Source organism: Acetanaerobacterium elongatum (genome assembly GCF_900103835.1).
Lineage (GTDB): Bacteria > Bacillota > Clostridia > Oscillospirales > Ruminococcaceae > Acetanaerobacterium > Acetanaerobacterium elongatum.
Window position 1 is genome coordinate 1 of record NZ_FNID01000024.1, and the last position, 24,654, is coordinate 24,654.

19 protein-coding genes and 1 pseudogene are annotated in these 24,654 nt (G+C 48.4%); 13 read left to right on the forward strand and 7 right to left on the reverse strand.

The window, feature by feature from the left end; translation table 11 throughout:
* Together BLR50_RS14505 and ypeB are read left to right on the forward strand one after the other, a co-directional pair.
* Positions 1-249: pseudogene (locus tag BLR50_RS14505) on the forward strand (IS110 family RNA-guided transposase); the annotation flags it as partial.
* A 280-nt stretch (positions 250-529) separates the two neighbouring features.
* Complete coding sequence (gene ypeB / locus BLR50_RS09485; RefSeq protein WP_162840391.1) at positions 530-1,876, forward strand: germination protein YpeB; 1,347 nt, start codon at positions 530-532, stop codon at positions 1,874-1,876.
* 51 nt (positions 1,877-1,927) lie between these two features.
* Here ypeB and BLR50_RS09490 read toward each other — a convergent pair whose 3' ends face one another.
* Together BLR50_RS09490 and BLR50_RS09495 are read right to left on the reverse strand one after the other, a co-directional pair.
* Positions 1,928-3,373, reverse strand: a complete 1,446-nt coding sequence (locus BLR50_RS09490) for a HAMP domain-containing sensor histidine kinase (protein ID WP_092641179.1) — start codon at positions 3,371-3,373, stop codon at positions 1,928-1,930.
* Positions 3,363-4,058 (reverse strand): response regulator transcription factor, encoded by a 696-nt coding sequence (locus BLR50_RS09495; RefSeq protein ID WP_092641182.1) that lies wholly within the window; start codon positions 4,056-4,058, stop codon positions 3,363-3,365. The genes BLR50_RS09490 and BLR50_RS09495 overlap by 11 nt, the downstream gene beginning before the upstream one ends.
* A 185-nt stretch (positions 4,059-4,243) precedes the next feature.
* On the opposite strand from BLR50_RS09495, the gene BLR50_RS09500 reads away from it, so the two are divergent.
* Positions 4,244-4,735 carry a hypothetical protein gene (locus BLR50_RS09500; protein WP_092641185.1) on the forward strand — a complete coding sequence of 164 codons (492 nt, stop codon included), beginning with the start codon at positions 4,244-4,246 and terminating at the stop codon, positions 4,733-4,735.
* A gap of 68 nt (positions 4,736-4,803) precedes the next feature.
* Here the strand turns inward: BLR50_RS09500 and BLR50_RS09505 are convergent, their stop codons facing one another.
* The 3 genes from BLR50_RS09505 to BLR50_RS09515 all read right to left on the reverse strand — a co-directional run bounded on the left by BLR50_RS09505 (position 4,804) and on the right by BLR50_RS09515 (position 7,871).
* Positions 4,804-5,928 (reverse strand): ABC transporter ATP-binding protein, encoded by a 1,125-nt coding sequence (locus BLR50_RS09505; RefSeq protein WP_092641188.1) that lies wholly within the window; start codon positions 5,926-5,928, stop codon positions 4,804-4,806.
* Positions 5,929-6,105: 177 nt separating this feature from the next.
* A complete protein-coding gene (locus BLR50_RS09510) occupies positions 6,106-6,831 on the reverse strand; it encodes a pseudouridine synthase (protein WP_092641191.1) in 726 nt (241 codons plus the stop codon).
* 269 nt (positions 6,832-7,100) lie between these two features.
* Positions 7,101-7,871 carry a DUF4830 domain-containing protein gene (locus BLR50_RS09515; RefSeq protein WP_092641194.1) on the reverse strand — a complete coding sequence of 257 codons (771 nt, stop codon included), beginning with the start codon at positions 7,869-7,871 and terminating at the stop codon, positions 7,101-7,103.
* Positions 7,872-8,536: 665 nt separating this feature from the next.
* On the opposite strand from BLR50_RS09515, the gene BLR50_RS09520 reads away from it, so the two are divergent.
* The 7 genes from BLR50_RS09520 (at position 8,537) to BLR50_RS09550 (ending at position 17,044) form a co-directional block, all read left to right on the forward strand.
* The gene (locus tag BLR50_RS09520; RefSeq protein WP_092641198.1) at positions 8,537-9,508 is read left to right on the forward strand and encodes a class B sortase; all 972 of its coding nucleotides are present in this window, start codon (positions 8,537-8,539) and stop codon (positions 9,506-9,508) included.
* Between the two features lie 286 nt (positions 9,509-9,794).
* Positions 9,795-10,799: a class B sortase gene (locus BLR50_RS09525; protein ID WP_092641201.1), complete on the forward strand. Its 1,005-nt coding sequence runs from the start codon at positions 9,795-9,797 to the stop codon at positions 10,797-10,799.
* A 156-nt stretch (positions 10,800-10,955) separates the two neighbouring features.
* Positions 10,956-11,825: a class B sortase gene (locus BLR50_RS09530; protein WP_092641204.1), complete on the forward strand. Its 870-nt coding sequence runs from the start codon at positions 10,956-10,958 to the stop codon at positions 11,823-11,825.
* Between the two features lie 248 nt (positions 11,826-12,073).
* Positions 12,074-12,991, forward strand: coding sequence for a class B sortase (locus BLR50_RS09535; RefSeq protein WP_092641207.1), 918 nt, complete (start codon positions 12,074-12,076; stop codon positions 12,989-12,991).
* 353 nt (positions 12,992-13,344) lie between these two features.
* Positions 13,345-13,722, forward strand: coding sequence for a GntR family transcriptional regulator (locus BLR50_RS09540; RefSeq protein WP_242871734.1), 378 nt, complete (start codon positions 13,345-13,347; stop codon positions 13,720-13,722).
* A gap of 39 nt (positions 13,723-13,761) precedes the next feature.
* Positions 13,762-14,661 (forward strand): ABC transporter ATP-binding protein, encoded by a 900-nt coding sequence (locus BLR50_RS09545; RefSeq protein WP_162840392.1) that lies wholly within the window; start codon positions 13,762-13,764, stop codon positions 14,659-14,661.
* Positions 14,636-17,044, forward strand: a complete 2,409-nt coding sequence (locus tag BLR50_RS09550; RefSeq protein WP_092641213.1) for a gluconate 2-dehydrogenase subunit 3 family protein — start codon at positions 14,636-14,638, stop codon at positions 17,042-17,044. The genes BLR50_RS09545 and BLR50_RS09550 overlap by 26 nt, the downstream gene beginning before the upstream one ends.
* A gap of 221 nt (positions 17,045-17,265) precedes the next feature.
* Here BLR50_RS09550 and BLR50_RS09555 read toward each other — a convergent pair whose 3' ends face one another.
* The gene (locus BLR50_RS09555; RefSeq protein WP_092641216.1) at positions 17,266-18,138 is read right to left on the reverse strand and encodes a YitT family protein; all 873 of its coding nucleotides are present in this window, start codon (positions 18,136-18,138) and stop codon (positions 17,266-17,268) included.
* A 454-nt stretch (positions 18,139-18,592) separates the two neighbouring features.
* Here BLR50_RS09555 and BLR50_RS09560 point away from each other — a divergent pair, with 454 nt between their 5' ends.
* Positions 18,593-19,120, forward strand: a complete 528-nt coding sequence (locus BLR50_RS09560; protein WP_092641219.1) for an RNA polymerase sigma factor — start codon at positions 18,593-18,595, stop codon at positions 19,118-19,120.
* 6 nt (positions 19,121-19,126) lie between these two features.
* On the forward strand, positions 19,127-21,211 hold the full coding sequence (locus BLR50_RS09565) for a beta-propeller domain-containing protein (protein ID WP_092641222.1): 2,085 nt from the start codon (positions 19,127-19,129) through the stop codon (positions 21,209-21,211).
* Between the two features lie 100 nt (positions 21,212-21,311).
* On the opposite strand, the gene BLR50_RS09570 is transcribed toward BLR50_RS09565, so the two are convergent.
* Positions 21,312-21,674: a BofC C-terminal domain-containing protein gene (locus BLR50_RS09570; RefSeq protein WP_092641225.1), complete on the reverse strand. Its 363-nt coding sequence runs from the start codon at positions 21,672-21,674 to the stop codon at positions 21,312-21,314.
* 267 nt (positions 21,675-21,941) lie between these two features.
* On the opposite strand from BLR50_RS09570, the gene BLR50_RS09575 reads away from it, so the two are divergent.
* Positions 21,942-24,203, forward strand: coding sequence for a transglycosylase domain-containing protein (locus tag BLR50_RS09575; RefSeq protein ID WP_092641228.1), 2,262 nt, complete (start codon positions 21,942-21,944; stop codon positions 24,201-24,203).
* Positions 24,204-24,654 lie beyond the last annotated feature (451 nt).

Consider the following 24,654-nt stretch of genomic DNA (forward strand, 5'->3'; position numbering starts at 1 on the left):
GAACTCAAGAACAAGTATCTCGAGCTTAAAAAACGTCGCGGAGGAAAGAAAGCCGTTATTGCGATTGCAAGAAAACTCCTGACTGCTATTTGGCACATTCTCAGCAAGAATGAGGTCTACAGCGCCAAGCTCTACAGAAAGGCCGATAAGCCGCCTGCCGCTCGCGAACTGACCATGACTCAGGCTATTACATTCCTGCGCAGCAAAGGTTTCTTGATATTAGACGAGGAAAGCGGCGAGGTCCTGTAGCTGTTCAATCTGTTTTTTTGACCATTCTCGAATGGTCTGATTTGTTATGCCCTTTTGAGAGTGGCTTGCTTGTGATTTGTTTCAAACTATTATACCTTATCTGCTCAGTTAATACAATTATAATTATAGGTTCTTCACATATTTAGCCTCGCTCAGGAAAAAATACTAGCGTGAATAGGCTGTGCAAATCGCATGGCTTCAATACAGAGCGCCCTTCAGCACTCCTTAATTTACCAGGCCGGTAAGGGCTTAATGAAAAAGGATGAAAGGATTCGTTATTATGAGCAGAAGAGCAAAGGTAAGAACCGTAAGCCTTCTTACCGTATTATTCCTCATTATGGGCGGTTTTATCGTAAGAGGGTACGCGCAGGCTAAAGATTATCGTACCCAACTGGAATACACCTATCAGCGTGCACTGGTAGACCTGGGGGGGAACGTTACCGAGATTAGTGCAACCCTAAACAAGAGTGTTTATGCCGGAACCCCCGCACAGCTGACACAGCTTTCCTCCAAGCTTCTGCGGGACTGTGACGCAGCCAAGGCAAACCTTTCACAGCTGCCCACCAGTGCGTTCCATCTTGACGGAACCAACAAATTTATCTCTCAGGCTGGCGAATACGCCTCCAGCCTAACGCGGAAAATCTCCACCTCGCAGGATGTTACAGATACCGAAAAGCAGAATCTTTTAAAGCTTTTAAACTATGCAAAGGAACTTGAAAAGACCATCAATGCCATGAAGGATGATATCGACAGAGGAAACATGGATATCGGCAAGGTATTTCAGGCAGCGAAAGAAGAGGGCGATGTCACCGCAAAGGAGCCTTCGGTAACCAGCGGTTTTCAAACTGTCGAGGAGAATATGCAGGGCTACCCCACACTGATTTATGACGGACCATACTCCGATCATATTCTGGAGAAGGAACCTGTTCTGCTCAAGGATGCCAAAACGGTAACCCGAGAGGATGCCCGTAAACGTGCGGCATGGGCGCTGTATGCCAGCCCCGCCGACCTTAAGGACGATACCGACGAAAACGGCAGGATGCCCGCCTACTGCTTTATTTACGGCAGCAGCAACATCTCGATGACCAAGCAGGGCAACGTAATAAGCTATATGGTAAACTCCCGCGCGGTATCCGAGGGCAAGCTTAGTATTAAGCAGGCCGGCATCAAGGCAGGGGAATACCTCAGGCGTCTTGGCATAGAAAACATGGTGCAAAGCTACTACGATACCGCAAACAACATCTGTACCTTCAACTATGCCTACGATCAAAACGGTGTGGTATGCTACCCTGATTTGATTAAAGTAGGTGTTGCACTGGATAACGGTGAGATTGTAAGCTTCGAGTCCCGCGGATTTATTACCAACCACAAGGAAAAGCGTGATCTGCCGAAGCCCAAGATTACCGAGGAACAAGCCAAAGCGGTAATCAGCAAGCGGCTCAAGGCCGGTAAGGTAAGGCTGGCCGTTATTCCCTCCATCGGCTTAAATGAGGTATTTGCTTATGAAATCCGCTGCAAGGGCTTGGATGACAACCAGAATGTACTGGTTTATGTGAATGCCGTTACCGGCGCGGAGGAGCAGATTCTGATATTGGTTGAAACCGAAACCGGCGTGCTTACAATTTAAAGTTACTATTAATAAAAACCAGCCGCAAGCATTGTTGCCTGCGGCTGGTTTTTAAATAATAAACATGAACTCCGTACCAGAGCCTTCCTCACTCTTTACCCGAATCTCAATGTGATGCCTTTGGGCAATCTGCTTTGCTATTGCAAGGCCGAGGCCGGTACCGTTGCTGTTTGCTTTCGATTTTACCTTGTAAAAGCGGTCAAAGATGTATGGCAGATCGTCTGACGGGATACCCGGGCCGTTATCCTGAACGGTTACTGTATTCTCCCGCTTGGTTACCGTAACCGCCGTACCTTCCGGCGAGAATTTAACCGCATTATCCAGTATGATAAGCAGCATCTGGCGCAGGCGCCCATAATCACCGGTAATCTTTTGTGCGGGTGTATCCAGTTGAAGCCTTACATCCACCTGCTTGGGCTGTGCAGCCTGCTTAATGCTGCGTACCGCGTCGCTGATAACATCACACCAGTTCAGCTCCTGCATTTCCATCTTGAAATCAAGGTTCTGCAGGCGGGAAAGGTCAAGCAGGTCGTTTACAAGCCGCTCTAAAAACACACTATCCTTGAGCATCTGACGATGGTAAGCGTCCACCTGCTTTGGGCTATTTACTATTCCGTCACATAGAGCTTCTAAAGATGCCCGTACCACGGTAACGGGAGTACGCAGCTCGTGTGAGATATTGACGATAAATTCCCGGCGAAGCTTTTCCAGCCGTTCACTCTCGTGGCTAGCCTGTTCCAACCGAAGGCTGAGGGTATCAATGGTTGCGGCAAGCTCTCCAATCTCGTCCTTTTGCCGCACCTCGGTTCTGGCCGAGTAGTTGCCCTCTGCCAGTTGAAGCGCGGTTGTCTTCATCTGCCTCAGGGGCTTGGAAAATGCAAGGGCAAGCACAATGGACAGGATAACCGCCAAAACGAGCGCCGCAAGCATACTGATAACCAAGATGCCAATACCCTGTGAGGCCGCCTCATCCATTCCCTTTGCCGCCGCGTGCATCAACAGCACACCCGAGACACTGCCGTTTATTATAATGGGGGTTCCCACCGTAAGAACCGGCGTGTTCAGCATGGAGCTAAAGCTTTGGCTGAAGGTTGTTTGGCCTTCAAAAGCCTTTTTCACCACCGCCTCCGCATCCTGCGGAAGGTCGGCATAGTTATACTCGGTGCTTGTCATCATCCCAGAGGTAATCAGCTGCAGGTTCTCGTCCACCACCCATACATCGGTCATCGCAATCTTATCCAACAGCCGCAGGTACATCCCATAGCCGCCTCTGCCCATTCCCATACCCTTGCCCATCATACCGCTCTGGTAGCTTCCAGTCATCAGTTCCGAAAGCGTCTGTGCCATCGAAACCGCCTTGATCTGCATATCCTCCTTGCTCAGCTGAAGGGTATGGCTTTTAAACAGTGCCGCAAACACACCGCCAATCACAACCGAGAACAGCACCAATACCGCTGAAAAATATACTGTAAGCTTCACCGCAATTTTATTTTTCATCTGTATTCCCCTCAAACTTATACCCTACCCCCCAGATTGTTTTAATCTCCCAGTTGGGGTGCGCGGCGGCATCCAGCTTCGCTCTTAGCCGCTTGATATGTGTATCTACCGTGCGGCTGTCGCCAAAATAATCATAGCCCCACAGGCTGTTGAGCAGATTGTCGCGCGAGAACACCTTGTTTCTGTTTATTGCCAGTGTCCAAAGCAGCTCAATCTCCTTTTTGGTAAGCGGTATCTGGCTTTCTCCAACCGAAGCCGTATAATCCTCAAGACTAACTTTAAGATTATCAAACCGCAGTTTCTGCTGTTTTTGGTTCTCATCCCGTGCAATCCTGCGCAGAACCGCACGCACCCTTGCCATAACCTCAGGCGGAGAGAACGGCTTGACAATATAATCATCCGCGCCGATATCCAAGCCCATGATGCGTTCAAAATCCTCACCGCGTGCCGTGATCATGATTACCGGCGTGCTGCTGTTTTTGCGAATTTCCCTACAAACCTCAAACCCATCCATTACCGGCATCATCACATCCAGCAATACTATATCCGGGTGCAGACTTTCAAACCGGCGCAATGCCTCTCTGCCATCAAACACTGTTGTGGGAGTAAAGCCTTCTTTTTTTGCATACTCTGCCAAAACAGAGGTGATCTGTTCGTTATCATCCGCTATCAGCATGGTTGGCATTGTACCGCCTCCGATTCCATTCCTTTATTAAGTATCATCATACAAACACATTATGGCAAAATTATGTCGGCATCATTCCTATTATCACAAAAAAGCACTATGCATGACACACTTTCGCCACAGGGCAGCAGTATTCTTTAGTCATGGCAGCAGACTGCTAAATATCAATTCAGGAGGACTATAATATGAACGTTCTTAAAAAACTGGCAATCGCAGCTGTGAGCGTAGCAGCGCTCGGCGCAATGACTATCACCGCGTTTGCCGCACCGGCCTATGCAACCCCTGCAGAAGCCGCAGCCGCACTGACGGGGAAAACGGTGGAAGCGGTTACCGCACAGCACAACGACAGCCACCTAACCTACGGCCAGATTGCTTCCGAAGCCGGAAAGCTGACAGAATTTAAAGCCGCAATGCTGGAGATTAGAAAGGATGCACTCGATAAAAAGGTAGCTGACGGTACCCTTACTCAGGCAAGGGCAGACGAGATTCTCGCTGCAATTAAGGATCGGCAGGCAACCTGTGACGGAACCGGAACCAACAGAACCGGAGCATGCTTTGGGCTTGGCAACGGCAACGGCGGCGCAAATTGCGGCACGGGCTGTACCGGTACCCGTCAAGGCAGAGGCCGCGGTAATGGTATGCGCGGCAGCTGCAGCGGCACCTGCACCGCAGAATAAGCCTAACCTTATGTGCATATAACAAAGAACCGCCGATTGCTCGGCGGTTCTTACAATTTATTACGCTATTAGTTTAAGATGCAAAGCTCAGACTCTTTATCGAAGAGGTGCAGCTTGTTAACATCCATTGCAACCTTAATAACATCGCCAGTTCTGGCGGTGCAGCGGGGGGAAACTCTCGCGATAAGGTTGTTGCCGAGGCAGTTCAGGTACAGATAGGTCTCGGCGCCCATGAGCTCGGTAACCTCAACGTTGCACTCAATAACGCCGGTCTTGGCAGCAGAGAGGAACATCTCTTCGTCGTGAATGTTCTCAGGGCGAATGCCGAGCACTACGCTCTTGCCAACATACTCGTCGAAATCCTGAGGCTTGGTCTTGGAGTCGGGAACCTCAACGCTGTACTTCTGGTCATCGTTGCCGAATTCAACAACATACTTGCCATCCTTCTTCAGGAGGGTAGCGTCGATGAAGTTCATTTGAGGTGAACCCATGAAGCCTGCTACGAACATATTAACGGGCTTATCGTAGAGGTTTTGAGGGGTATCAACCTGCTGGATGAAGCCGTCCTTCATAACTACGATTCTGTCGCCCATCGTCATAGCTTCGGTCTGGTCATGTGTTACATAGATAAAGGTTGTGCCAAGACGGATGTGGAGCTTTGCAAGCTCGGTTCTCATCTGAGCACGCAGCTTAGCATCAAGGTTGGAAAGCGGCTCGTCAAGCAGGAATACCTTCGGCTCACGAACGATAGCACGGCCAAGTGCAACACGCTGACGCTGACCGCCGGAAAGAGCCTTCGGCTTTCTGTCGAGCAGATGCTCGATATCAAGGATGCGAGCAGCCTCGTCTACGCGGCGCTTAATCTCATCCTTCGGGGTTTTTCTGAGCTTCAGGCCGAATGCCATGTTCTCATAAACGGTCATGTGAGGGTACAGAGCGTAGTTCTGGAAAACCATCGCGATATCGCGATCCTTCGGTGCAACGTCGTTAACCAGCTTGTCGCCGATGAAAAGCTCGCCCTCAGAAATCTCTTCCAGGCCGGCAATCATACGAAGGGTCGTAGACTTACCGCAGCCCGAAGGGCCTACAAGGATAACGAACTCCTTGTCCTGAATGTCGAGGTTGAAATCGGAAACCGCTGTAACGCCGCCTGCGTATCTCTTGTAAATACTTTTTAATGTTACACTAGCCATAATGGACCTCCTGTATTCTAAATTGAAACTGCGTATATCAAAATATACCTCGTCCTTACAACCAATACTATATCAAAAACAGGTTGGAAAGAACAGTTGCTTAATATCCAAACTTAATTTTCGTGCTTTATGAAAATTTACTAATATTTATAAAATACATGCGAATTTAAGGTTTATTCAAAAATCGCGTGTCAAAAGTTTTTCAACATCTTTGTTGATTATTTCTTTGCATGCGCCTTCAGGCAGGCTTTCATCCAGCGGCAGTGCGCCGATTTTTATGCGTTTTAAATGAATAACCTTGCAGCCTACCGCCTCAAACATGCGCTTAATCTGGTGGTACATTCCCTCCGAAATCACCACCTCAACCGTTGGCTGCTCCCCCTCTTTTACCACGGTTACGCGTGCTTTTTTGCAAACCTCCCCGCCGCCGATATCAATCCCGCTTTCGAGCCGTTGTATCTCTGCGCCGCCGATGGGCTTATCAATTACCACAAGATAAGTTTTCGGCACATGGCTTTTAGGGGCAAGCATACGATGTGCAAGCGCGCCGTCGTCGGTTATCAGCACAAACCCCACGGTATCCTTGTCCAGCCTGCCGGCGGGAAACAGGTCTCTTCGCCAGAGCGCGGGCGGCACTAAATCCAGCACCGTTTTGGTTTTATTGTCACGCGTGGCGCTTACAACCCCCGCGGGCTTGTTGAGCATGATATAAATATGCTCCTTGTAGCTTATAATCTCTCCGTCTGCCTTAATCTCATCCGAAAGAGGGTCAGCCTTTTCGGCGGGGGAACGTACAGGCACGCCGTTTACCACAACCTGTCCCATAGCAATCATCTTCTTTACCTCTCCGCGCGAGAGATTCATCTGCCCGGATAGGATTTTATCAATCCGTAGTTTTTCCATCCCGTTCACCAATCCTTTTAGAACCCCGCCTACACATTCAGTCTGCCTGCCCGCCGCCATCCTAAGAGCCGATGTCGGCGGGCAGAGCAGACTTCATTGCACTGCTTATTGATACTATATTATAGTGTCGGCTACGCTTTGTAAATAATGTCTTTCTTAAATTACTCCGTTATGCTCATCACGATTATAAAACCTCTGAAAAGTAGAGAAAAGCTTGTATTTATGGGCTTTTGCGTAGATTTTTAGGTAGGTTTCAATGATGATTAGTATTACTGCGCTTTTTCTTTATCGTCGGCGGCCTCAATGAGCATTTCCAAACTCTGTTCTATTTCATTGCGCGTTTTCTGTTCGATATCTTCCACCGCCTCGCTCTTTTCAGCGGCGCTGTTTACCTTAGCCTTTGTATCGGCACCGTCTTCACTCTTAACCTCCTTAGCAGCCTTATCCTGTGTCTTTTCATCGGTAATCGCCGGTTCAGACTCGGTAGACTTGCTCACCTGCTTAATGCCGCTGAACTCTATGGGCAGGTCGCCCGTCGTCAGCCCGTTTTCAGCAAAGGCCCCGGTCTCCTCCGGCTTAAAGCCATGGATAAACCCGCCCAGGGCTGTTGAGCAGATATCCCCCGCTATAATCTTATTCTCGTGCACAATAACATTGGCGTGCACCTCTTCATCCGAGGGGTAGTTCAGCACCGTATAGGTCCAGCGCTTGGTACGCTTGCCCTTGAAATCCTCCAGATTCAGCCCCTGGCTCTTTTGCAACTCGTTATACTTTTTAAACACCTCATCAAAGCTGTCGGGCATGATGATTTCGCATACCTCTATCGGCTCATCGCTTACATCCCAGCCAAAGCTCTCAAGGAACGCAACCCTTTCACTGTTATTGGCCGCATCAAACTTGGTTTTAGCCGAGGCCGGATTTTCGCCGCTCTTTCCGCGCAGGAAGATCCACAGGCCGATGAGCACAAGTATCAGCGCAGCAATGATGATACTCCAGGTAAGCATCTTTTTCTTTTCTACCTTCATGGACATAATAAACATAGTGTAATCGCATCCCCCTTATATCTGCATATCGATTTACCTTTGTGCACGCCTGTTTTTATTTCCAATTATTTTTAGTCAACTCATTCGGTGATGGTACAACCGTTTTTATACAAGGGATACACTGATTAAGTTTGCTGCTAACGATAGGAATTGCATTAATCAGCGTTTCCCTAGATTATATGCAGACAACCACAACATAAAGAACTTTTCATCATGCCATTTACCGACAAGCCTTAAATTATGATATTGAGTATCCATAAGACAAAACTAAGCCCCTTACATCGTGATAACCCGGCAGTTATATGTATCTTTTTTATAAAAAACTTTCAACATTTGTATAAATTAGTGTTGAAATTAATTAAGGGGTGTGCTATTATAAGTACACACTAAATATGATAACTACTACTTCATCCTTTTCCCATGCTATGTATGTCTCTATCCCCGAAAAAGAGCGGCCAAAACGGCCGCTCTTTTTCAATTATAAAACTGTTTCAAAATTTTTACAATTTCTCAAATTGTTATTGATTTTTGTTTCCGATTATTATATTATTACTTTTAGCGGCGTTTCTGAAACAGAATTTCATGACTTTTTAAATTTATGCAGAAATACTGCGTTTAATTGGCACTATTAAGAAGTCAACTTATTTTTAGGAGGTAAAAAGATGAATAAGAAAAAGCTGTTATTCATACGTACGATAGCTTTCGCTTTAATTCTCACCATGACCCTTCCCCTTGCGGCTTGCAGCAGTAAGCCCACAGAGACCAGCAGTGTAGCCTCTTCCGAGGCCCCTTCTGTGCAGGAATCCTCGGTAGCGGAAGCTGCCCCCGCCAAGATTACCCCCGATACCCAGAAGAAGCTGGATGATGCAAAAGTCACCAACCCGGAAGTGGTTTCGTGGATTTCTATTCCCAACACCAACATCGACTACCCCGTTCTGCAATCCCTTGAAGACAACTACAAATACGAGTCTAAGGACATAAACGGCAAAAAGACCGCCCTTGATACCAGCAAAATGGATAAGGATGTAGCCAACAACCTTGGCGGCACCAAAGCATTGGTTGGTGCTATCTATTTCGATGCTAAAGATATGGTTTCGCTAAAGAAGGAAGAAGCTTCAAAGAACCTTATCATTTACGGTCACAACTGGACCAATATCGTTGAGCCGTTCCGCATCGGCAACCAGAAGGATTACGATGTAATGTTCGCGCAGCTGAAGTCTTACACCGACGAAAACTTTGCTAAAACAAACCCCTATATCTACCTGAGCACCAACGGCGAAACCCAGGTGTATAAGGTATTCAGTGTGGTGTACTTCAATGCGTTCTGCAAGAACTATATCACCCCCAACCCCTCTGATGACGAGTTTAAAAAGCTTCTGGCCGACTCTCAGGCTCGCTCTTTGTATAAATACAACACTGAAGTAAGCACCGGCGATAACATCATCTCGCTGATTACCTGCTCTCGTAAGTACCCCAAGAGCCTCACTCAAGGCAACGGCTTTAATATCCAGCGTTTCGCTGTGCTTGCCCGTCTGCTGCGCCAGGGCGAAACCGATAAGGATGCTGTAACCGTAACCAAGAACACTGGCAACCTTGATCCGAAGTGGACGATGAAGTCCTTCAGCCTTTCCTGATCAGCTAACAATTCTTTCAGCCCGTCTGCACTGCAGACGGGCTTTTTTATGCTCAGCTTCATTCAAAGCTTAAATGCGCTTGCCTGTTGTTTTAAATTGTTCTGGAAATTCAGTAAGAAATATGTTGATAGAATTGTTCATGAGAATATTTTGCCGAGTTTATATCTTAAAAGCAGAAATAATAAACCGTATTCCTCCCATTTTCTGATTGTCAACTCATTATTGGTTGTGGTATAATTTATTTGTTTTTACTAGTAATTTATTCTTCTTCCCGGGAGGACTGCATGTGAAAAAGCTTACCGATCTGGCTGGTTTGATTGGCACGAACCCTAAAAGATTATCCGGTGCTATGGTGATACTTCTTGCGGTTGCGGTGCTAGCTGACAGCTTGTCTTGGGGTTCATTGCATAATGCCATGATTTCAAGTGCTCCTAACACTATTAAATATAATGTTGCCGGAACCGTAACGGCTCCGGTATTTGAACAGCCCGAATATATCATTTCAAAAAGCGCGCGGTTAGAGCTCCCTTCGCTGGAACTGGCGGAAGGCATCTCTATGACCGATGCTGAGTTTGAGGCCGAGCAGAAGCTTATTGCGGCACGCGGCAAAGGCATCGGCGGAAAGTCCGGAGCCCCGGTAGCCGGCACAGGCGGCGCTTCCATCAACTATGGTGCGGTTCCCTCGGGCGGGAGCGGGCAAGACAGTCTTTCCTACTGGCAGAGTATAAACCCCGATACGGTAGCATTTTTGCATATACCGGGAACGGCTATCGATTACCCTGTTATGCGCGGCACCTCTTACGAGCATCGGCAATTTGACGGCTCCTACGGCAAAAAGCCCGGTTCGCTGTGGGTACACACCGGCAGCCTTTCTTCCCGCGGTGCGATGCAGGGCAACACCGTTATCACTGGCCATAACTGGGGTAACTGTACCGGTGCATACCCCTTTATTGGCGCGGTAACCTATGCCGGGCGGATGGATCAGCTGCTTTCTTATACCTCTCCTGCGTTTGCGGCCTCCAACCCCTATATCACCCTTTCCATCCCCGGCGATGATATTACCCTCGCCGTAATCGCCGCATTCTATGTACCCAACATCTATAACGACAGCGACTGCATCTATAACGGAGACCCTGTCTACCTTGCCAACAGTGCGAAGGCCAGAAGCCTGTTCGGCTCGGGCATTGAGGTAGGTTCCGGCGATAAGCTGGTAACCTTCTTTACCTGCTCGCGCTACCTGCGCACCGGCGCCTTGCAGCGTTTTGTTGTGGTTACAAAGATTGTGGGGTAACAAGGCACTCTTATAAGAGGCTTAATCGACCTGTTTTTAACGGGGCAGGATGCTTTCCTGCCCCGTTTTATTTTACCTTAATGCAATAATTTCTTTATTTATTTGCACCTTATTATAAATCGTCGATTCTATTTGTGTCTGCTGTCTGGAGGTTTTATGCAGAAAAATAACAAGAGGCTACAGTTTAAACTATGTTCTGCCGCTCTTTGGTGTGTGCTGCTCACGCTGTTCTTTTCATCCTGTTCTCCGGCAGCACCGGTTATCGCACAAGAAGTCGTAAGCACCCCCGAACCGGAATACAGCTCTTCGCATGCAGTAATTGGGAGTTCATCTGATGAAGAACCGCCCTACGGTGTCCCCAAAATCCCCGGCAAAGAGCTTACCGAAAAGCTTGCGCAGACTTTTCCCGTTGGCAAAGCCTACGGTTGGCTTACGGTTCCCGGCACAACCATTGATAATGCGGTAATGTATAGCCCCGAAAGCAACGATGTCTATCTTGAGCAGCGTATCAATTACGAGGGCAAAGAGAGTAAGGCTGGATTAATCTTTGCCGATTACCGCGATAATATGGGTAACCGGAATGAGCTTTGCCGCAACACGGTAATCTATGGGCATAATGTGGAGATTTGGGGCAGTAACAACGGCAAGCGCTTTTCGCAGCTTTTAAAATACACCGACCTTGACTTTGCGAAGAACAACCAGTTCATCACCTTCTCTACCCCTACCGATGAAATGGTTTGGCAGGTGTTCGCCACCTTTTATACCGATACCAATCTGGATTACGTCGATACCAATCCCTCCGATGAGAAGCTGATGTATATTGTCTCCGAGGCAGGGCAGCGCACCGAGAACTTCTTTGATGTAGAGGTTACCCCAAAGGACAAGATTCTTACCCTTTCAACCTGTGCTTACGACTTTGGGGTGGTTACCAAAAGGTTTGTCGTGATGGCGAAGCTGCTGGATTCCAACGCTGTTTTTAAGCCTGCGGAGGTAATAAAGAACGAAAGCCCCAAAAAGCCTTCATAGAAGCGCTCTCTCTTCCTTCTTCAAATTATCAGTGACTCCCCTCGTTACTTATGCTGATTCCACGTTCTACTAATTAATATGTTAATATTTCTTGTATTTTTTGTTTTCAATTTCATGATATAATAGCTTATAATGCTAATTCCTCATTAAAACCTTTTTAAATCAGCGCTTCCGCTCGATTTTTAAGAAATATTCTTGAATGGTTCTTATAAAAGGGATAAGTATATGTTGTTTAAACGGAGGACGTTATGCAGACCACGAAACCAGCCTCAGGGTCATGGCGGCACAGGTTTTTAAAGCGGTTCAGCTTTCTGCTTGTTTTAGGTGCGCTGCTTGCCGCAACCCTTTCCGCCTGCACCCCTTCCCAGCCTGCGCAGCCCTCGGATGTAATCAGCAGCTCAGCGCCAGTAAGCTCTTCTTCCAAAAGCGTGGAGGACTATATTCCCGAAAAGCCGCCGTATGGTGACCCAAAGGTGCCTGATAAGGCAATAACCGATAAGCTTTCACAAACCTTCAAGGTAGGCAAGGCGTACGGCTGGCTTACCGTGCCCGGTACTACCATTGATAACGCTGTACTGTACAGCCCCAAGAACAATAATGTGTATCTTGACCAACGTGTGAACTATGAAGGAAACTGGGACTATTCCGGCCTGATTTTTGCTGATTTTAGAAATAACCTTGGCAACCGAACCGAGCTCAAACGCAATACGGTAATCTACGGGCATAACATCGAGGTTGGCGGCAGCAACAACGGTGCACGTTTTTCTCAGCTGCTAAAATACGAAGACCTTGAGTTTGCCAAGAAGAATCAGTTTATTACCTTCTCTACCCCCACCGACGAGATGGTGTGGCAGGTTTTTGCAACCTTTACAACCGACACAAACTTCTACTACATCGAAACCGACCCAACCGATGATGAGCTCCAGTTTATCATCTCCGAGGCGTTTCAGCGTTCTGAGCACATGTTTGATGTGGATGTAACCACACATGATAAGATACTTACGCTTTCCACCTGTACCTATAAATACAAGGGTGCGCTCGGTAAAGCCCGCGAGGACCAGCGCTTTGTGGTAATGGCAAAGCTGCTCTCACCCGAAGGAACACCGCTCCCCGCAGAGGTTATTAAAAACGAAAACCCCAAGCTTCCCTCCTTTGTTAAGAAATAGTAATACTGGTTTACCCGTAAGGTTGCTCCCTACGGGTAATTTATTTGGATAGATTAACGTATTATTGGGCTCTTTGTCATAGCGGCGAAATGATAATTGATGGGCGAGTGATTCAAAACAAGGCTGGCTTGGCTTTATGTATGTTCAATGCTATACGGTTGATGCTAATAACACGGATTAATCTATATAAAGCTGAATAATACCTGTTGCTTTTGGGTGGCTAATGGTGCAGCAAAGATTTATTGTGTTATATATATTGACATCATCAACAATATTCGATATGATAACTGTATTAAGAGACGTAGTACAGTTAATACATTGGCAGAGATATTTCAAAGGAGCGGTGCGATGCCATGATGATTTCCATCGATCTTACCGACAGGCGGCCCATCTATGAGCAGCTCAAAGAAAATGTCATTCGTCTTGCAATGCTGGGGGTACTTGCGCCCGACGAGCAGCTGCCCTCGGTGCGCACACTCGCGAAGCAGCTTGCGGTAAACCCCAATACGGTGCAGAAGGCTTATCAGGATTTGGAGCACGAAGGGTTTATCTATTCCGCACCCGGGCGCGGCAGCTTCATCTCGGCCGGTATGTCTGAGAGCAAGCGGCTGAAGGAAGAGGCCCGCGAAAGCCTGCAAAAGGCGTGTATCCAGTGCAGGCTGGTAAACATTAATAGAGAAGAGGCGGCAGAGATACTAAGTGCCGCGTATCAGGAGAAGCTTGAGAAATAGAACATGCTTTGCTCGATGAGAGAAAGGAATGGTCATAGCATGATAGAGGTAAATACAGTTACCAAGCTGTTTGACGAAACCAAGGCGCTCGATAACGTAAGCATGAGGATGAAGCAGGGGGGCGTATACGGGCTGATCGGTTCCAACGGTTCGGGCAAATCCACCCTGCTGCGTATCATCTCGGGCGTATACCGCACCGACGGCGGAAGCGTTACCATTGAAGGCGAGAGCACCTTTGAAAATACGGCACTCAAGGATCGCATCTTCTTTGTGAGTGATGAGCCCTACTTTTTTAGTCAGTACACCATTCACGATGCCGCAAAGTTCTACCGCCAGTACTATTCCAACTGGGATGAGGCCACCTTCAAGCGGTTGTGCGAAATCTTCCCGCTGAACTATAAAAAGAAGATACACACCTTCTCTAAGGGGATGAAGCGGCAGGCGTCGCTGCTGCTGGCGCTTTCCGCAAACCCCGATTACCTGCTGCTGGATGAGGCGTTTGATGGGTTGGACGCCGTAATCCGCAGCCTGCTAAAACGTATTATCGCGGAAAAGGTGGTAGATAAAAACCTTACTACCGTTATCACCTCGCACAACCTTCGCGAGCTGGAGGATCTCTGCACGCAGATTGGCCTGCTGCACTACGGAAAGCTGGTGATGGAGCGGGATTACGACAGCCTGAAGGACAGTATGCACAAGGTGCAGCTGGCATTTGAGCAGGCCCCCGACGAGGAGAAGCTCAAAACACTTGCGCCGCTGAAAACCGAGCTTTCGGGCCGGGTAGTTACCCTGATTCTGCGCGGGGAGCGGGAAGAGCTAAAGCCCAAGCTGGATGCATTCAACCCCATCTTTATAGAGATGCTGCCGTTAACGCTTGAGGAGATATTCCTGTATGAAATGGAGGGAACCGGCTATGACTTCAGCCAGATCATGGACTAACCGCCGGGGGCTTGGCCTGTATCTGCACACCGTAAAGGGCCACATCGGCCTGATGGTTGCGTTTTTTCTGCTGCTCACCCTCACCGGGCCGCTGCCGTATACCATCAGCTCCCTGAGCGTATTGGCACAGATGCGCAACGGCGGATTGATTGGCGCAAGCAGCGGCAGTATCTATGCCTCGCAATACCCGCAGGAGAATTTGTTTGCTTTCCTTATAATTACACTTATTGGCTCGCTGGTGATAGGGCTTATTACCACCGCATACATGCACAACCGCAGCGCGATGGATCTGTATGGCGCTCTGCCGATAAAACGCCAGCATCTGCTGCTTTCTAAGGCGCTGGCAGGTGTTACGGTAATCCTGATTCCGTACATCCTTTCAACATCCCTGCTCTTTGTTGCACAGGGTGTTCTGCAGGCCTATAAGGTGGATACCCTGCAATGGATGATCAGCTTTGGTTCCTTCGCTGTTTACGCAATAGGGGTTTATATCATCTGTGTGTTCAGTGCCGTTACTACGGGCGCTGTGTTTGATACGGCGGTGTTTACCCTGGCACTTTGCGGTGCGCCCAGCATCATCCTGCTGCTTGATCGTATGTTCACGCAGATTGCTTTAATCGGTTACCAGACCGCCGATGATATGAACACCATCATTCTGGGGCTTTCGCCGGTGGCATCGTCGGTAGCGAGGCTTTTTGACAACAGTGTGATCGGGCAAAACAGCTATGTAATCCGCAGCTTTATTATCTGGCCGATTGCCATCGCTCTGCTTGCATGGGCTGCCCTTGCGCTTTATCAGCGCAGAAGAACCGAAATTGCAGGTACATCAAAGCCCAGCGGCGTTTTGCAGATTATTATGAAGCTGATGGCGGCCAATATCGCGGGCATTCTTACCGCAGCGCTGTTTGCCGAAACACTGAACAATACCTGGCCTATGGCTACGGCTGGGTTTTTAATCGGTGCGTTTGTGGCCTACTTTGTTGCCGAGGCAGTGCTGGCCCGCGGCTTTAAAACCTTTAAAAAGATGCTGTTGCAGTTTGCCGCGGTTGCCGCGGTAATCCTCACCTTTACCGGCATTCTTTATACCGGCGCGTTCGGGTACTCCGGCTATGTGCCCAAGGAGGATGAGGTAAAGGATGTGAATATCAGCTACAACGGTGCGGCAGAGTTTATGTACAAATTCTTCCCGACCGCCGATTGGCAGGATACCGGCTTTACAGAACCGGAGGTCATCCGTCAGGTTATTCTTGCACATCAGGCTATCACCACCTCACAGCAGTTCGGCAGGCTCAACCTGAACCGGAATAATCCCAGTGCCTCGGCAGACGGAATACTCAACACCTCTACCCAGATTACCTACACCCTAAAGAACGGGCAGACCGTAAAACGATTGTTTTCCGCAACGCCCGTTGAGGCAAGGGAAAAGATTTACGCCCTGAACGGGCTTGCCGCCTTCCGTGCAAAAACCAATATTGCCTCTTATTTAAAGCCGGAGGATATTATATCGGTTACCCGTTCCGATTTTACCTTTGCACAAGAGCAGCCGATTACCCGCTTGAACAAGGAGCAGGCAACAGAGCTGCTAAAGGCACTCAAGGATGATGAAGCCGCACAAAGTTTTGAGCAGGTAATGTCTCCCCCCTCTCGCGAGCTGTTTACGATGGTTCTCAATTACACGGTAACCTATACCGATACAGAAGGCGGAAAGCATCAGGAGCTGCAGACGGGCAACGTCGCAATAGCGCCGTGGTATAAGAATACCATAGCCGCACTTCGCAACATAGGTTGGGACATTACCGAAGTTCCCGATTACTCTGCTGTTACAGGGGCGTATATCCTGCAGCCGGAGGTTAACCTGTGGAGATACTGGGAATCCTACGCCAGCGAGCAAACCGGCGGGCAGGTAAGCACCACCGATGGCCTGCTGCCAACCAGCGAGCTTTATCAGCAGGCGTTATACAGCAAAGACCAATATTATAAAGAATACGGCACAGTCCCTATAACCGACGGCCAGACCTACGACGCCAATATGCTGGATTATTATCTGAAGGGCCGTATTACCGACAAGGCACAGATAGAGGCACTTGCCAATGCCTGCGTAAAGCGGTATCTCGCACAGCCCGGCGAGAGGATTTACACCGTGGCGTTTGAGGCCCCTGTTTCCAGTTTGCCTTCCGTTAACAACGGTATCTCAAGCAATATGATGATTTTTCTGCTGCCTGAAAGCAAGGCGCCAGCCTTTATAAACGAGCTGCCGTTTTTAAACTTTGAGAAGAATCAAACAGCGGGAACAACCGTGGCACAGAGCACCGGCACTGAATACCTGACACCCGAGCAAAAAGAGAAGGCATTTCAACAAATGGTAGAAGCGCAGAAGAATTAGCGGTCCACCATCAAGCGGGCACAGTAAGGGGGCGCGGTAGGATTACCGTGCCCCTTACTGTGCCCGCTACTACAAAATCTTAAATTTAAATAATTTTATCACAACTGAGGTGTAGAGTTTCTTTATTCCCATTCGTTATTATATTGGAGTGTTTAATAGAAGGGAGGGGTTTATTGTGAAAATGTCGTTGAGATGCGTGCATACCGGGCTTATTAAAGCGTTCAGTTATCTTCCTTTATAGGCTTAAAGCCCTCTCCCCGCACCTCACTGGTACTGGTGACAATTACAAATGATTTGGGGTCAATGCTGTGGGCCAGCTGCTTGAGCTTAACATACTCGGAATTACGCACCGCACACATTACGACGTTTTGCTGCTTGCCGGAGTAGCCCCCCGCGGCCTTCAGCAGGGTTACGCCACGATCAAGGTCGTGTATAATCCGCTGCGAAATCTCATCACTCTTCTCTGAAATTACCAGCACCAGCTTGCCGATATCCAGCCCGTAGAGCAGTGCGTCGATAACCCTTGCGGTTGTAAACATCGCAATAATCGCGTAAAGTGCGGAATCAATGCTCTTATACACAATCGTCGAAGCTGAGATAATAATCAGGTCGATGATGAAGATGATTCGGCCCATCTGCAGGTAGGGGTGCTTTTGCAGCAGCAGCTTGGTTACGATGTCGGTACCGCCGGTGGTGGAGCCGCCCATAAACACAATGGCAAGGCCCGCCCCCATTACAACACCGCCGAACAGCGAGGCTAATAGGGTGTTGCCCGTATAAACCGGCAGCTTCACCACTACATAATCCAAGAAAAAGGTGAGGATGGCGACCGAGATGAGGGTACGCACGGTAAACCTGCGCCCCAGAAATTTTAAGCCAATCAGCAGCAGCGGGATGTTAATGAGCAGCACTAAGATGCCGATAGGGATACCCGTAAGGTAATTGATAATGATTGAGATACCCGTTACGCCGCCGGGCGCGATATGGTGCGCAGAGGTAAAGCAGTGAACCCCCGCAGCGTAGAGAAAGGCTCCTGCAATATCATAGCTCAGCCATCTAATGGTACCCATAACGGAACCCTTTCGATTCTCCATGTTGTCCCATCCTTTCAGCGTTTAAAAACTCTATTCATATTATGAACCCGCAGAGCAGGATTATCAAGCATGGGTTCTATGGTGTGGGTGTTTAAACAGAATTCTCTGTTTTTGTTCACAACGATTTAACAAACAGGCCCTAGTGACATTTTGTGATTTTATAGTAGAATAGAGGATGAAGGATCGGTTAGTCCTTTCCCCATGCCAAGCAGTAAGGCTATAATACTTATTTCCGATAAATTTGATATACTTTTTAATCATATATATGTACATTGGGTAGGATATGCAGGCTATAGCATTTAATCATTTTTTCTAGGGCTTACATAATAAGGGCCTTGCGTGTTGCGTGCGAGTAAAAAATACAAATTATTCGGGTTTATTAAAAATATATAGGCAATAAAATTGTTTGCAGGCTGCACTATATGGTTGTAGCGGCAAAGTAGGTGGTGCTACGATGGAAACAACCCTGTCACTGGTTGGGCTGGCGAAAAACGGTGATAAACAGGCGTTTGGCGACTTATATAACGAAATCTACAAAGACCTATATCGCTTTGCGTATTATACATTGGGAAACCGCGAGGATGCGGAGGATGCAGTGTCTGAAACCTTTTTGGAGGGATACAAGGGCCTGAAAAACCTGCGGGATGAGACATTGTTCAAGCCGTGGATGATGCGTATTCTCAGTATCCGCTGCAAGCGAAAGATTAAGCAGTATGTAACCACGAGGCAGAAGATTGACCCGGAGGATATCTCCGAGCATGTTATCAGCTTCGATTTGAATACCGATAACGACGAAAAGCTAGCACTTCTGGCGGCACTTTCTACCATCGATTATTCAGAGCGTACCATCCTGGTGCTGGCGGTGGTGGAAGGGTATAAAACGCGAGAGATTGCCGACATCTTGGGCTGTCCGCAGGGAACGGTATCCTCCAAACTTTACCGCACCCTTAAAAAACTGCGCGCCGAGCTGGAAAGGAAGTGATGAAGAATGCCCCGTTATAACCCTGAAAAAGACATCGATTTTTTGCGGCAAAAAATGAACCGGTTAAACGAGGATATTCTTCCCTCAGCTCGTATTTCGCCCGAGATACTTGTGCAAAAGCTGGACGATGAGCAGCCCGCACCCGCGAACCGTAAGGTGTTCTTTACTCGCCGGCGGCTTGCTTTTGCCTTGTGCGCCGGTTTTGTGTGCTGCATCGCGCTGGTTTATGCTGCCCTGCAGCCGATGAAAATTGGGTTGCAGGGGGATGTCGCACCTTCAACTGAAAAAAACGCACAGGCGATGGGTATTGCCCCTATCAAGGATGAGGCGATCTTAGAAGCGGCTCCGGCGGCAGATGCGGAAGCTTCCGAAGCGCTGGCAGCGGACGAGAGCTACCAGAGCGTTCGTACCGCGCTTGAACAAACGCAGATCGAGAACCAGGAGAAGGTGTATACTGCGGTAGACGGTATCCCCTCCGAGACCTCCGACAAAAACCCCGACGAGCCCGAGGGATCCGGCGGGAAGGGCGGCGGCGGTGGCGGCGGAAGTGAAGCCGGATTTGCGGCGAAGGTCTCTGGCAGCAGCCGGTTGTCTGACAGTGCCGACGCGGATATCATTCAGGCAGACGATAGGTATATCTACTATACTACCGGCACCACGGTGAAGATAGCAGAGACCTCTCAGAACGGAAAGCTTACCCTTTCCTCCGAGATTGATGTCTCAAAGGAAGATCGGTATGTCATCGAGCTTTTTGTACAGGGTAATAATCTAACCCTGTTGTGCAATAACTATGCTTATATTGCTCCCGGGGCCTCTGAAGAGATTCAGTCGGTGGGTACCACTGTGGAGATGTATGACATCACCAATCGCCAAAGCCCGGTAAAAAAACGCGAGTATACGCAGGAGGGTGAATACCTCACTGCGAAAGTAAGCAGCGACACGCTGTACATGGTTTCGGTGCGCAGAACCTTTGAATACAGCGGGGTGCTGCCGGTTTGCAGCATCGTACCGTCTTATTACGACAGCGCGACGGGTATGGGCGGCGCTGCTCCGTTAAGCTCGAAGGACATTATCCTGCCGGAAGCCGCCGGTGACAACAGCTATGCAACGGTTACCGCCATGAAGCTGTATGACGCTTCGGCACCAGCCTCCACCAAGGCGGTTCTTGGGGGCGCTTGCAGCGCGTATATCGCGCCGGGCGGTGTCTATCTGATAAACTCCGCCATGCTTGCGGAGAATCAAACGGGCACCCGCATTACCAAGCTGGCCTATAACGGCAGTGAACATATCGGCATTACGGAAGCCAAGGTGGCGGGCCGGGTACCGGACGGTACGGCTATGGACGAATCGGACGGAACGCTTCGAATGGTCACCACCTCGCAGAATCAGCAAGGAAAGAACGCCGTTAACCTTTATGTGTTTGGCAGAGATCTTTCTATAGCCGGCAGCACGCAAGCCCCGAATGACCAGACGGTGTATGCCGCACGCTTTTATGGCGGCACGGCTTATGTCTCTGCCTACGGAGAGCAAGACCCGCTGCTGGTATTCGACCTTTCCGATGCCCTGCACCCCAAGCTGTTAGGAGATGTAAAGGTAAAAGGCTTTTCAACCAGTCTGCACCCGGTGGGCGACCAGACGGTAGTGGGCCTTGGGTATCTTACCGCACTGGAGAACGGAGAAACCGTGCGCAAGGGCCTGCAGCTTACCCTTTTTGATATCTCCGACAAACAGAAGCCCGTTGTTAAAAAGGCAATAACCCTTGGCCAGGACGGCAGCTATTCCGAAGCTGTTTTAAACCTTAAATCGTTATATTACAGCACGGAAAAACAGATGATTGGTTTTTCCGCTGTGATTACACGGCTTAAGGAGGGCTCAAACATACTTGAAACGGCGTTTTCCGGCTATTATCTTTACAGCCTGAAGGATAATTCTCTTGCCTTGCTCGGAAAGCTGCCCAATGCCTCGGAGCAGCCGGAGGATGCGGTACACCGCGGTCTCTGTATAGGCAACTATCTTTACACCGCAAGCGACAAGCAGATATCAAGCTATGACCTCTCATCCTTTAATAAGGCAGATACCCTTAAGTGGTAAAAATCAAACCGGGGCGGTGATACCGCTTCCGGTTTTCGTATGGGCCTATTGAAGATTGCTAGCTTTGCTTTTGACTGATTACAATAGCTATAAATGTTGCCTAGCTGGTATAATCCTCAACAAGGGTTTTCAGCTCCTCCAGATTGTTAGCTGTAATACCTTGCTGCAGGGCGGCTTTATCGTAATCGCTCATCGTTTCCATGCTCACGTTAAAAACGTAAAGCGGTTCAGCCCCGCCGGTTTTAAAGATTGCCAGCTTCCCGTCATATTCACGCAGAATATACCCTTCCGATTCTTTGGGCGAGACACTGCTGCTTACAACCGTTAGCGGTACCGTTTCTGCCGCATCTGAGGTTACTTCATCGGCCAGCAGCACCTTGTTTTGCTGTGAGTATTCCGCGAAAATGGTTATCAGTGCCACGGTAGCAACAGCAGAGAAAACCCATCGTAACAGCTTAATCACGGCTCATTCCCTCTCTAATTTGACAAAGTGTAATAATCAATCGACAAATAACGAATTGTTTACACAAGTCTGTGTAGTCCTTCAATCTATTGTTGACGATACTTGGTATTGCTATACAGGAAAGCGTAAAAATTTTCACAGATTTTTCCGAAATATTCTTTAGTATTTAGCCCTATAATATGATATAATAATAAGTCGGGATGTGACATTACAAAGTATGGAAAACACATCCTCATATCAAATTATAAAAGGAGGCTGACTGCGGCTATGGCATATGTATCTAATCCCAAAGGCCCAGCACCCACCCCCAAAGCGACAGGCAGCACAAAAAAAGGTAAAACCACCTCGCCGGGTGTAGTAGCTATAAAAGGAACATTAGGGTTTATAGGCCGTATTATTGCCACTGTGTTTCTGGTATGTGTCATTACGGGCTGCATTGTTGCAACGGTAATGTCGATTTATGTTTTACAGCTGGTGAACACCAACGACGTTATCGACCTGCGCAACTTTAAGCAAAACTATACCAGCATTATCTATGCTGAGAACCCCGAAACGGGTGAAACGTACGAGCTTCAACGCCTGATCGGTGGCGAAAACCGTATCTGGGTAGGTATTGATAAGATTCCGAAATATATGCAGCAGGCGGTAATCGCCATTGAGGACAAGCGCTTTGACAATAAGCTTGGCCCCGCGCATTCGGGCGTGGACTGGAGACGAACCCTTTATGCAACAGTAAACTACTTTGTTAGCTTTTCTGCCCGTACGCAGGGTGGTTCCACCCTTACACAGCAGCTCATTAAGAACATTACAGGTGAGGACGAGGTGAGTATTCCGCGTAAGGTGCAGGAGATCTTCCGAGCTATAAACGTGGAGAAGGTATACTCTAAGGATGATATTCTGGAGGCATACCTGAATACCATTGCGCTTGGCAACAATACCAACGGCGTGCAGGCAGCCGCTAACCTGTATTTTAATAAAGATGTTCAGGATCTTACCCTGATGGAGTGCTGTGCGTTAGCGTCTATTACGCAGAACCCCTCTAGGTACAATCCCTTTGCTCACCCCGAAAACAATAAGGAGCGCCGGGAGTATGTTTTACTGGAGATGCTCAATCAGGGGCGCATTACCCAGCAGGAATATGATAATGCCCTTAAGGAGCCGATTACCTTTAAGAAGGAAGAGGCCATGCAGAAAAAGGGCTCTAAATGGAACTGGTTTGTTGAAAACCTGATTGATGAGATTGTCAGTGACCTGATGACGAAAAAGGGCATGACCAAACAACAGGCCGAAGCCAAGCTGTTCAGCGGCGGATTGCGTATTTACACTACAATGAACCCTATGATTCAGAAGATTCTTGATGAGAAATATACAAGTGACGAAACCTTTAAGGCGGTTACCAATAAGGAGCCGCCGCAGTCTGCGATGGCTATTATCGACCCGCACGGCAAGATATTGGGTATCGCGGGGCAGCGCGGCGAAAAGGTATCGGACCGTGGCTTTAACTACGCCACAATGGCAAAGCGCCAGCCCGGTTCCTCCATAAAGCCGATTGCCACCTATTCTCAGGCCATTGAGCTAGGTATCATTAATTACTCCTCGCCCATTGAAGATTCACCGATGAAAGAGGTGAAGAACGGTGAAGAGGTAATGTCGACATGGCCTAAAAACCACTACGCGGGATATAAAGAGAATATGACGGTGGTGCGCGCAATACAAAACTCTACCAATACGGTTGCCGTAAAGGTGTTGGATATGCTCACGCCCCGCCGCGCCTTTGACTTCTTGAAGAATAAGCTGGGCATAACTACATTGATAGAGGCTCGAAAAAAAGAAGACGGTACAGTACTCACAGATGTTGGCCTTGCTCAGCTTGGCCTAGGAAGCCTTACCGAAGGTGTAACAGTGTTAGAAATGACGGGAGCCTACCAGATATTCGCTAATGGTGGAACCTATACAAAGCCCTATTCCTATACGCAGGTGTTGGATGCCGCTACCGGTGAGGTGATTCTGGAGAACAAGGGTGACTCTAACCGCGTAATCAGTGACGAAACCGCTTATATCATGAACCGCCTGCTCTATCAGGTAGTAAACGGTGCTACCGAGGGTACCGGACTTGCCGCGAAGGTAAAGGGTGCCGAGGTGGTTGGTAAAACCGGTACCTCCGACGATAACTATAACCAGTGGTTTATCGGCTGTACTCCCAAATATGTTGCGGCTCTGTGGATCGGCTATGACCGAAACAAGGAGGTTACCTATAGTTCTTCCTACCCGCCCGTAAACGCATGGAAGCAGGTAATGCAGGAGGTTGTGAAGCTGGATAAAGACCCCGGTACCTTCCCCGTTTCCGATGGCGTGGTGCAGGAGGCCTATTGTGTGGAGACCGGTGAGCTTGCATCGCCGTACTGCCCGACAACCGCAATTGGTTATTATAACAAGAATAACCTGCCCAATATCTGCACCAAACACCTCAACGGAGGAACCAGTACAACTGATCCGTTTGCTACAACAAGCAGCAATTTCTGGGAATAAGTTTTAACAGCTATGAAGCAGCCGCAGAACAGAATCTGCGGCTGCTTTTATGTTTGGGTAAATTCTTCTCGGTTAACATAATTCTCAATACAAATGAAGTATCGTTTTCATTTTGAGGGCTAGTCTGGCGGGAGAGTAATCGTTTTGCTCCAGCTGTACCCAAATTGCGGACGAAATAGTTACAAAGTGTAACAAATTTAAAGGAGTGTTCTTCCAAGGATATAATATACAGCAGAATATCACAATATTTTTTGGTTATTAGTGCACTATGCATATAAATAGATTACAAATTAGTTACACAATGATGTCAAAATAGGTATTGTCAAAGACGGCTACTCACGGTATAATAATGCCAGAGCAACAGCAAAGACGTCCGGGACAGAGAGCAAGCGACAAGCTTGCACTCGATAACGGAACCTGCTGCAGGAGAGCTCGAAACATTTTCAAGGAG

Coding starts and splice junctions, on each gene's coding strand:
- ypeB (WP_162840391.1), top strand. CDS start 530: ATGAGCAGAAGAGCAAAGGTAAGAACCGTAAGCCTTCTTACCGTATTA.
- BLR50_RS09490 (WP_092641179.1), bottom strand. CDS start 3,373: ATGAAAAATAAAATTGCGGTGAAGCTTACAGTATATTTTTCAGCGGTA.
- BLR50_RS09495 (WP_092641182.1), bottom strand. CDS start 4,058: ATGCCAACCATGCTGATAGCGGATGATAACGAACAGATCACCTCTGTT.
- BLR50_RS09500 (WP_092641185.1), top strand. CDS start 4,244: ATGAACGTTCTTAAAAAACTGGCAATCGCAGCTGTGAGCGTAGCAGCG.
- BLR50_RS09505 (WP_092641188.1), bottom strand. CDS start 5,928: ATGGCTAGTGTAACATTAAAAAGTATTTACAAGAGATACGCAGGCGGC.
- BLR50_RS09510 (WP_092641191.1), bottom strand. CDS start 6,831: ATGGAAAAACTACGGATTGATAAAATCCTATCCGGGCAGATGAATCTC.
- BLR50_RS09515 (WP_092641194.1), bottom strand. CDS start 7,871: ATGTTTATTATGTCCATGAAGGTAGAAAAGAAAAAGATGCTTACCTGG.
- BLR50_RS09520 (WP_092641198.1), top strand. CDS start 8,537: ATGAATAAGAAAAAGCTGTTATTCATACGTACGATAGCTTTCGCTTTA.
- BLR50_RS09530 (WP_092641204.1), top strand. CDS start 10,956: ATGCAGAAAAATAACAAGAGGCTACAGTTTAAACTATGTTCTGCCGCT.
- BLR50_RS09535 (WP_092641207.1), top strand. CDS start 12,074: ATGCAGACCACGAAACCAGCCTCAGGGTCATGGCGGCACAGGTTTTTA.
- BLR50_RS09540 (WP_242871734.1), top strand. CDS start 13,345: ATGATGATTTCCATCGATCTTACCGACAGGCGGCCCATCTATGAGCAG.
- BLR50_RS09545 (WP_162840392.1), top strand. CDS start 13,762: ATGATAGAGGTAAATACAGTTACCAAGCTGTTTGACGAAACCAAGGCG.
- BLR50_RS09550 (WP_092641213.1), top strand. CDS start 14,636: ATGACTTCAGCCAGATCATGGACTAACCGCCGGGGGCTTGGCCTGTAT.
- BLR50_RS09555 (WP_092641216.1), bottom strand. CDS start 18,138: ATGGAGAATCGAAAGGGTTCCGTTATGGGTACCATTAGATGGCTGAGC.
- BLR50_RS09560 (WP_092641219.1), top strand. CDS start 18,593: ATGGAAACAACCCTGTCACTGGTTGGGCTGGCGAAAAACGGTGATAAA.
- BLR50_RS09565 (WP_092641222.1), top strand. CDS start 19,127: ATGCCCCGTTATAACCCTGAAAAAGACATCGATTTTTTGCGGCAAAAA.
- BLR50_RS09575 (WP_092641228.1), top strand. CDS start 21,942: ATGGCATATGTATCTAATCCCAAAGGCCCAGCACCCACCCCCAAAGCG.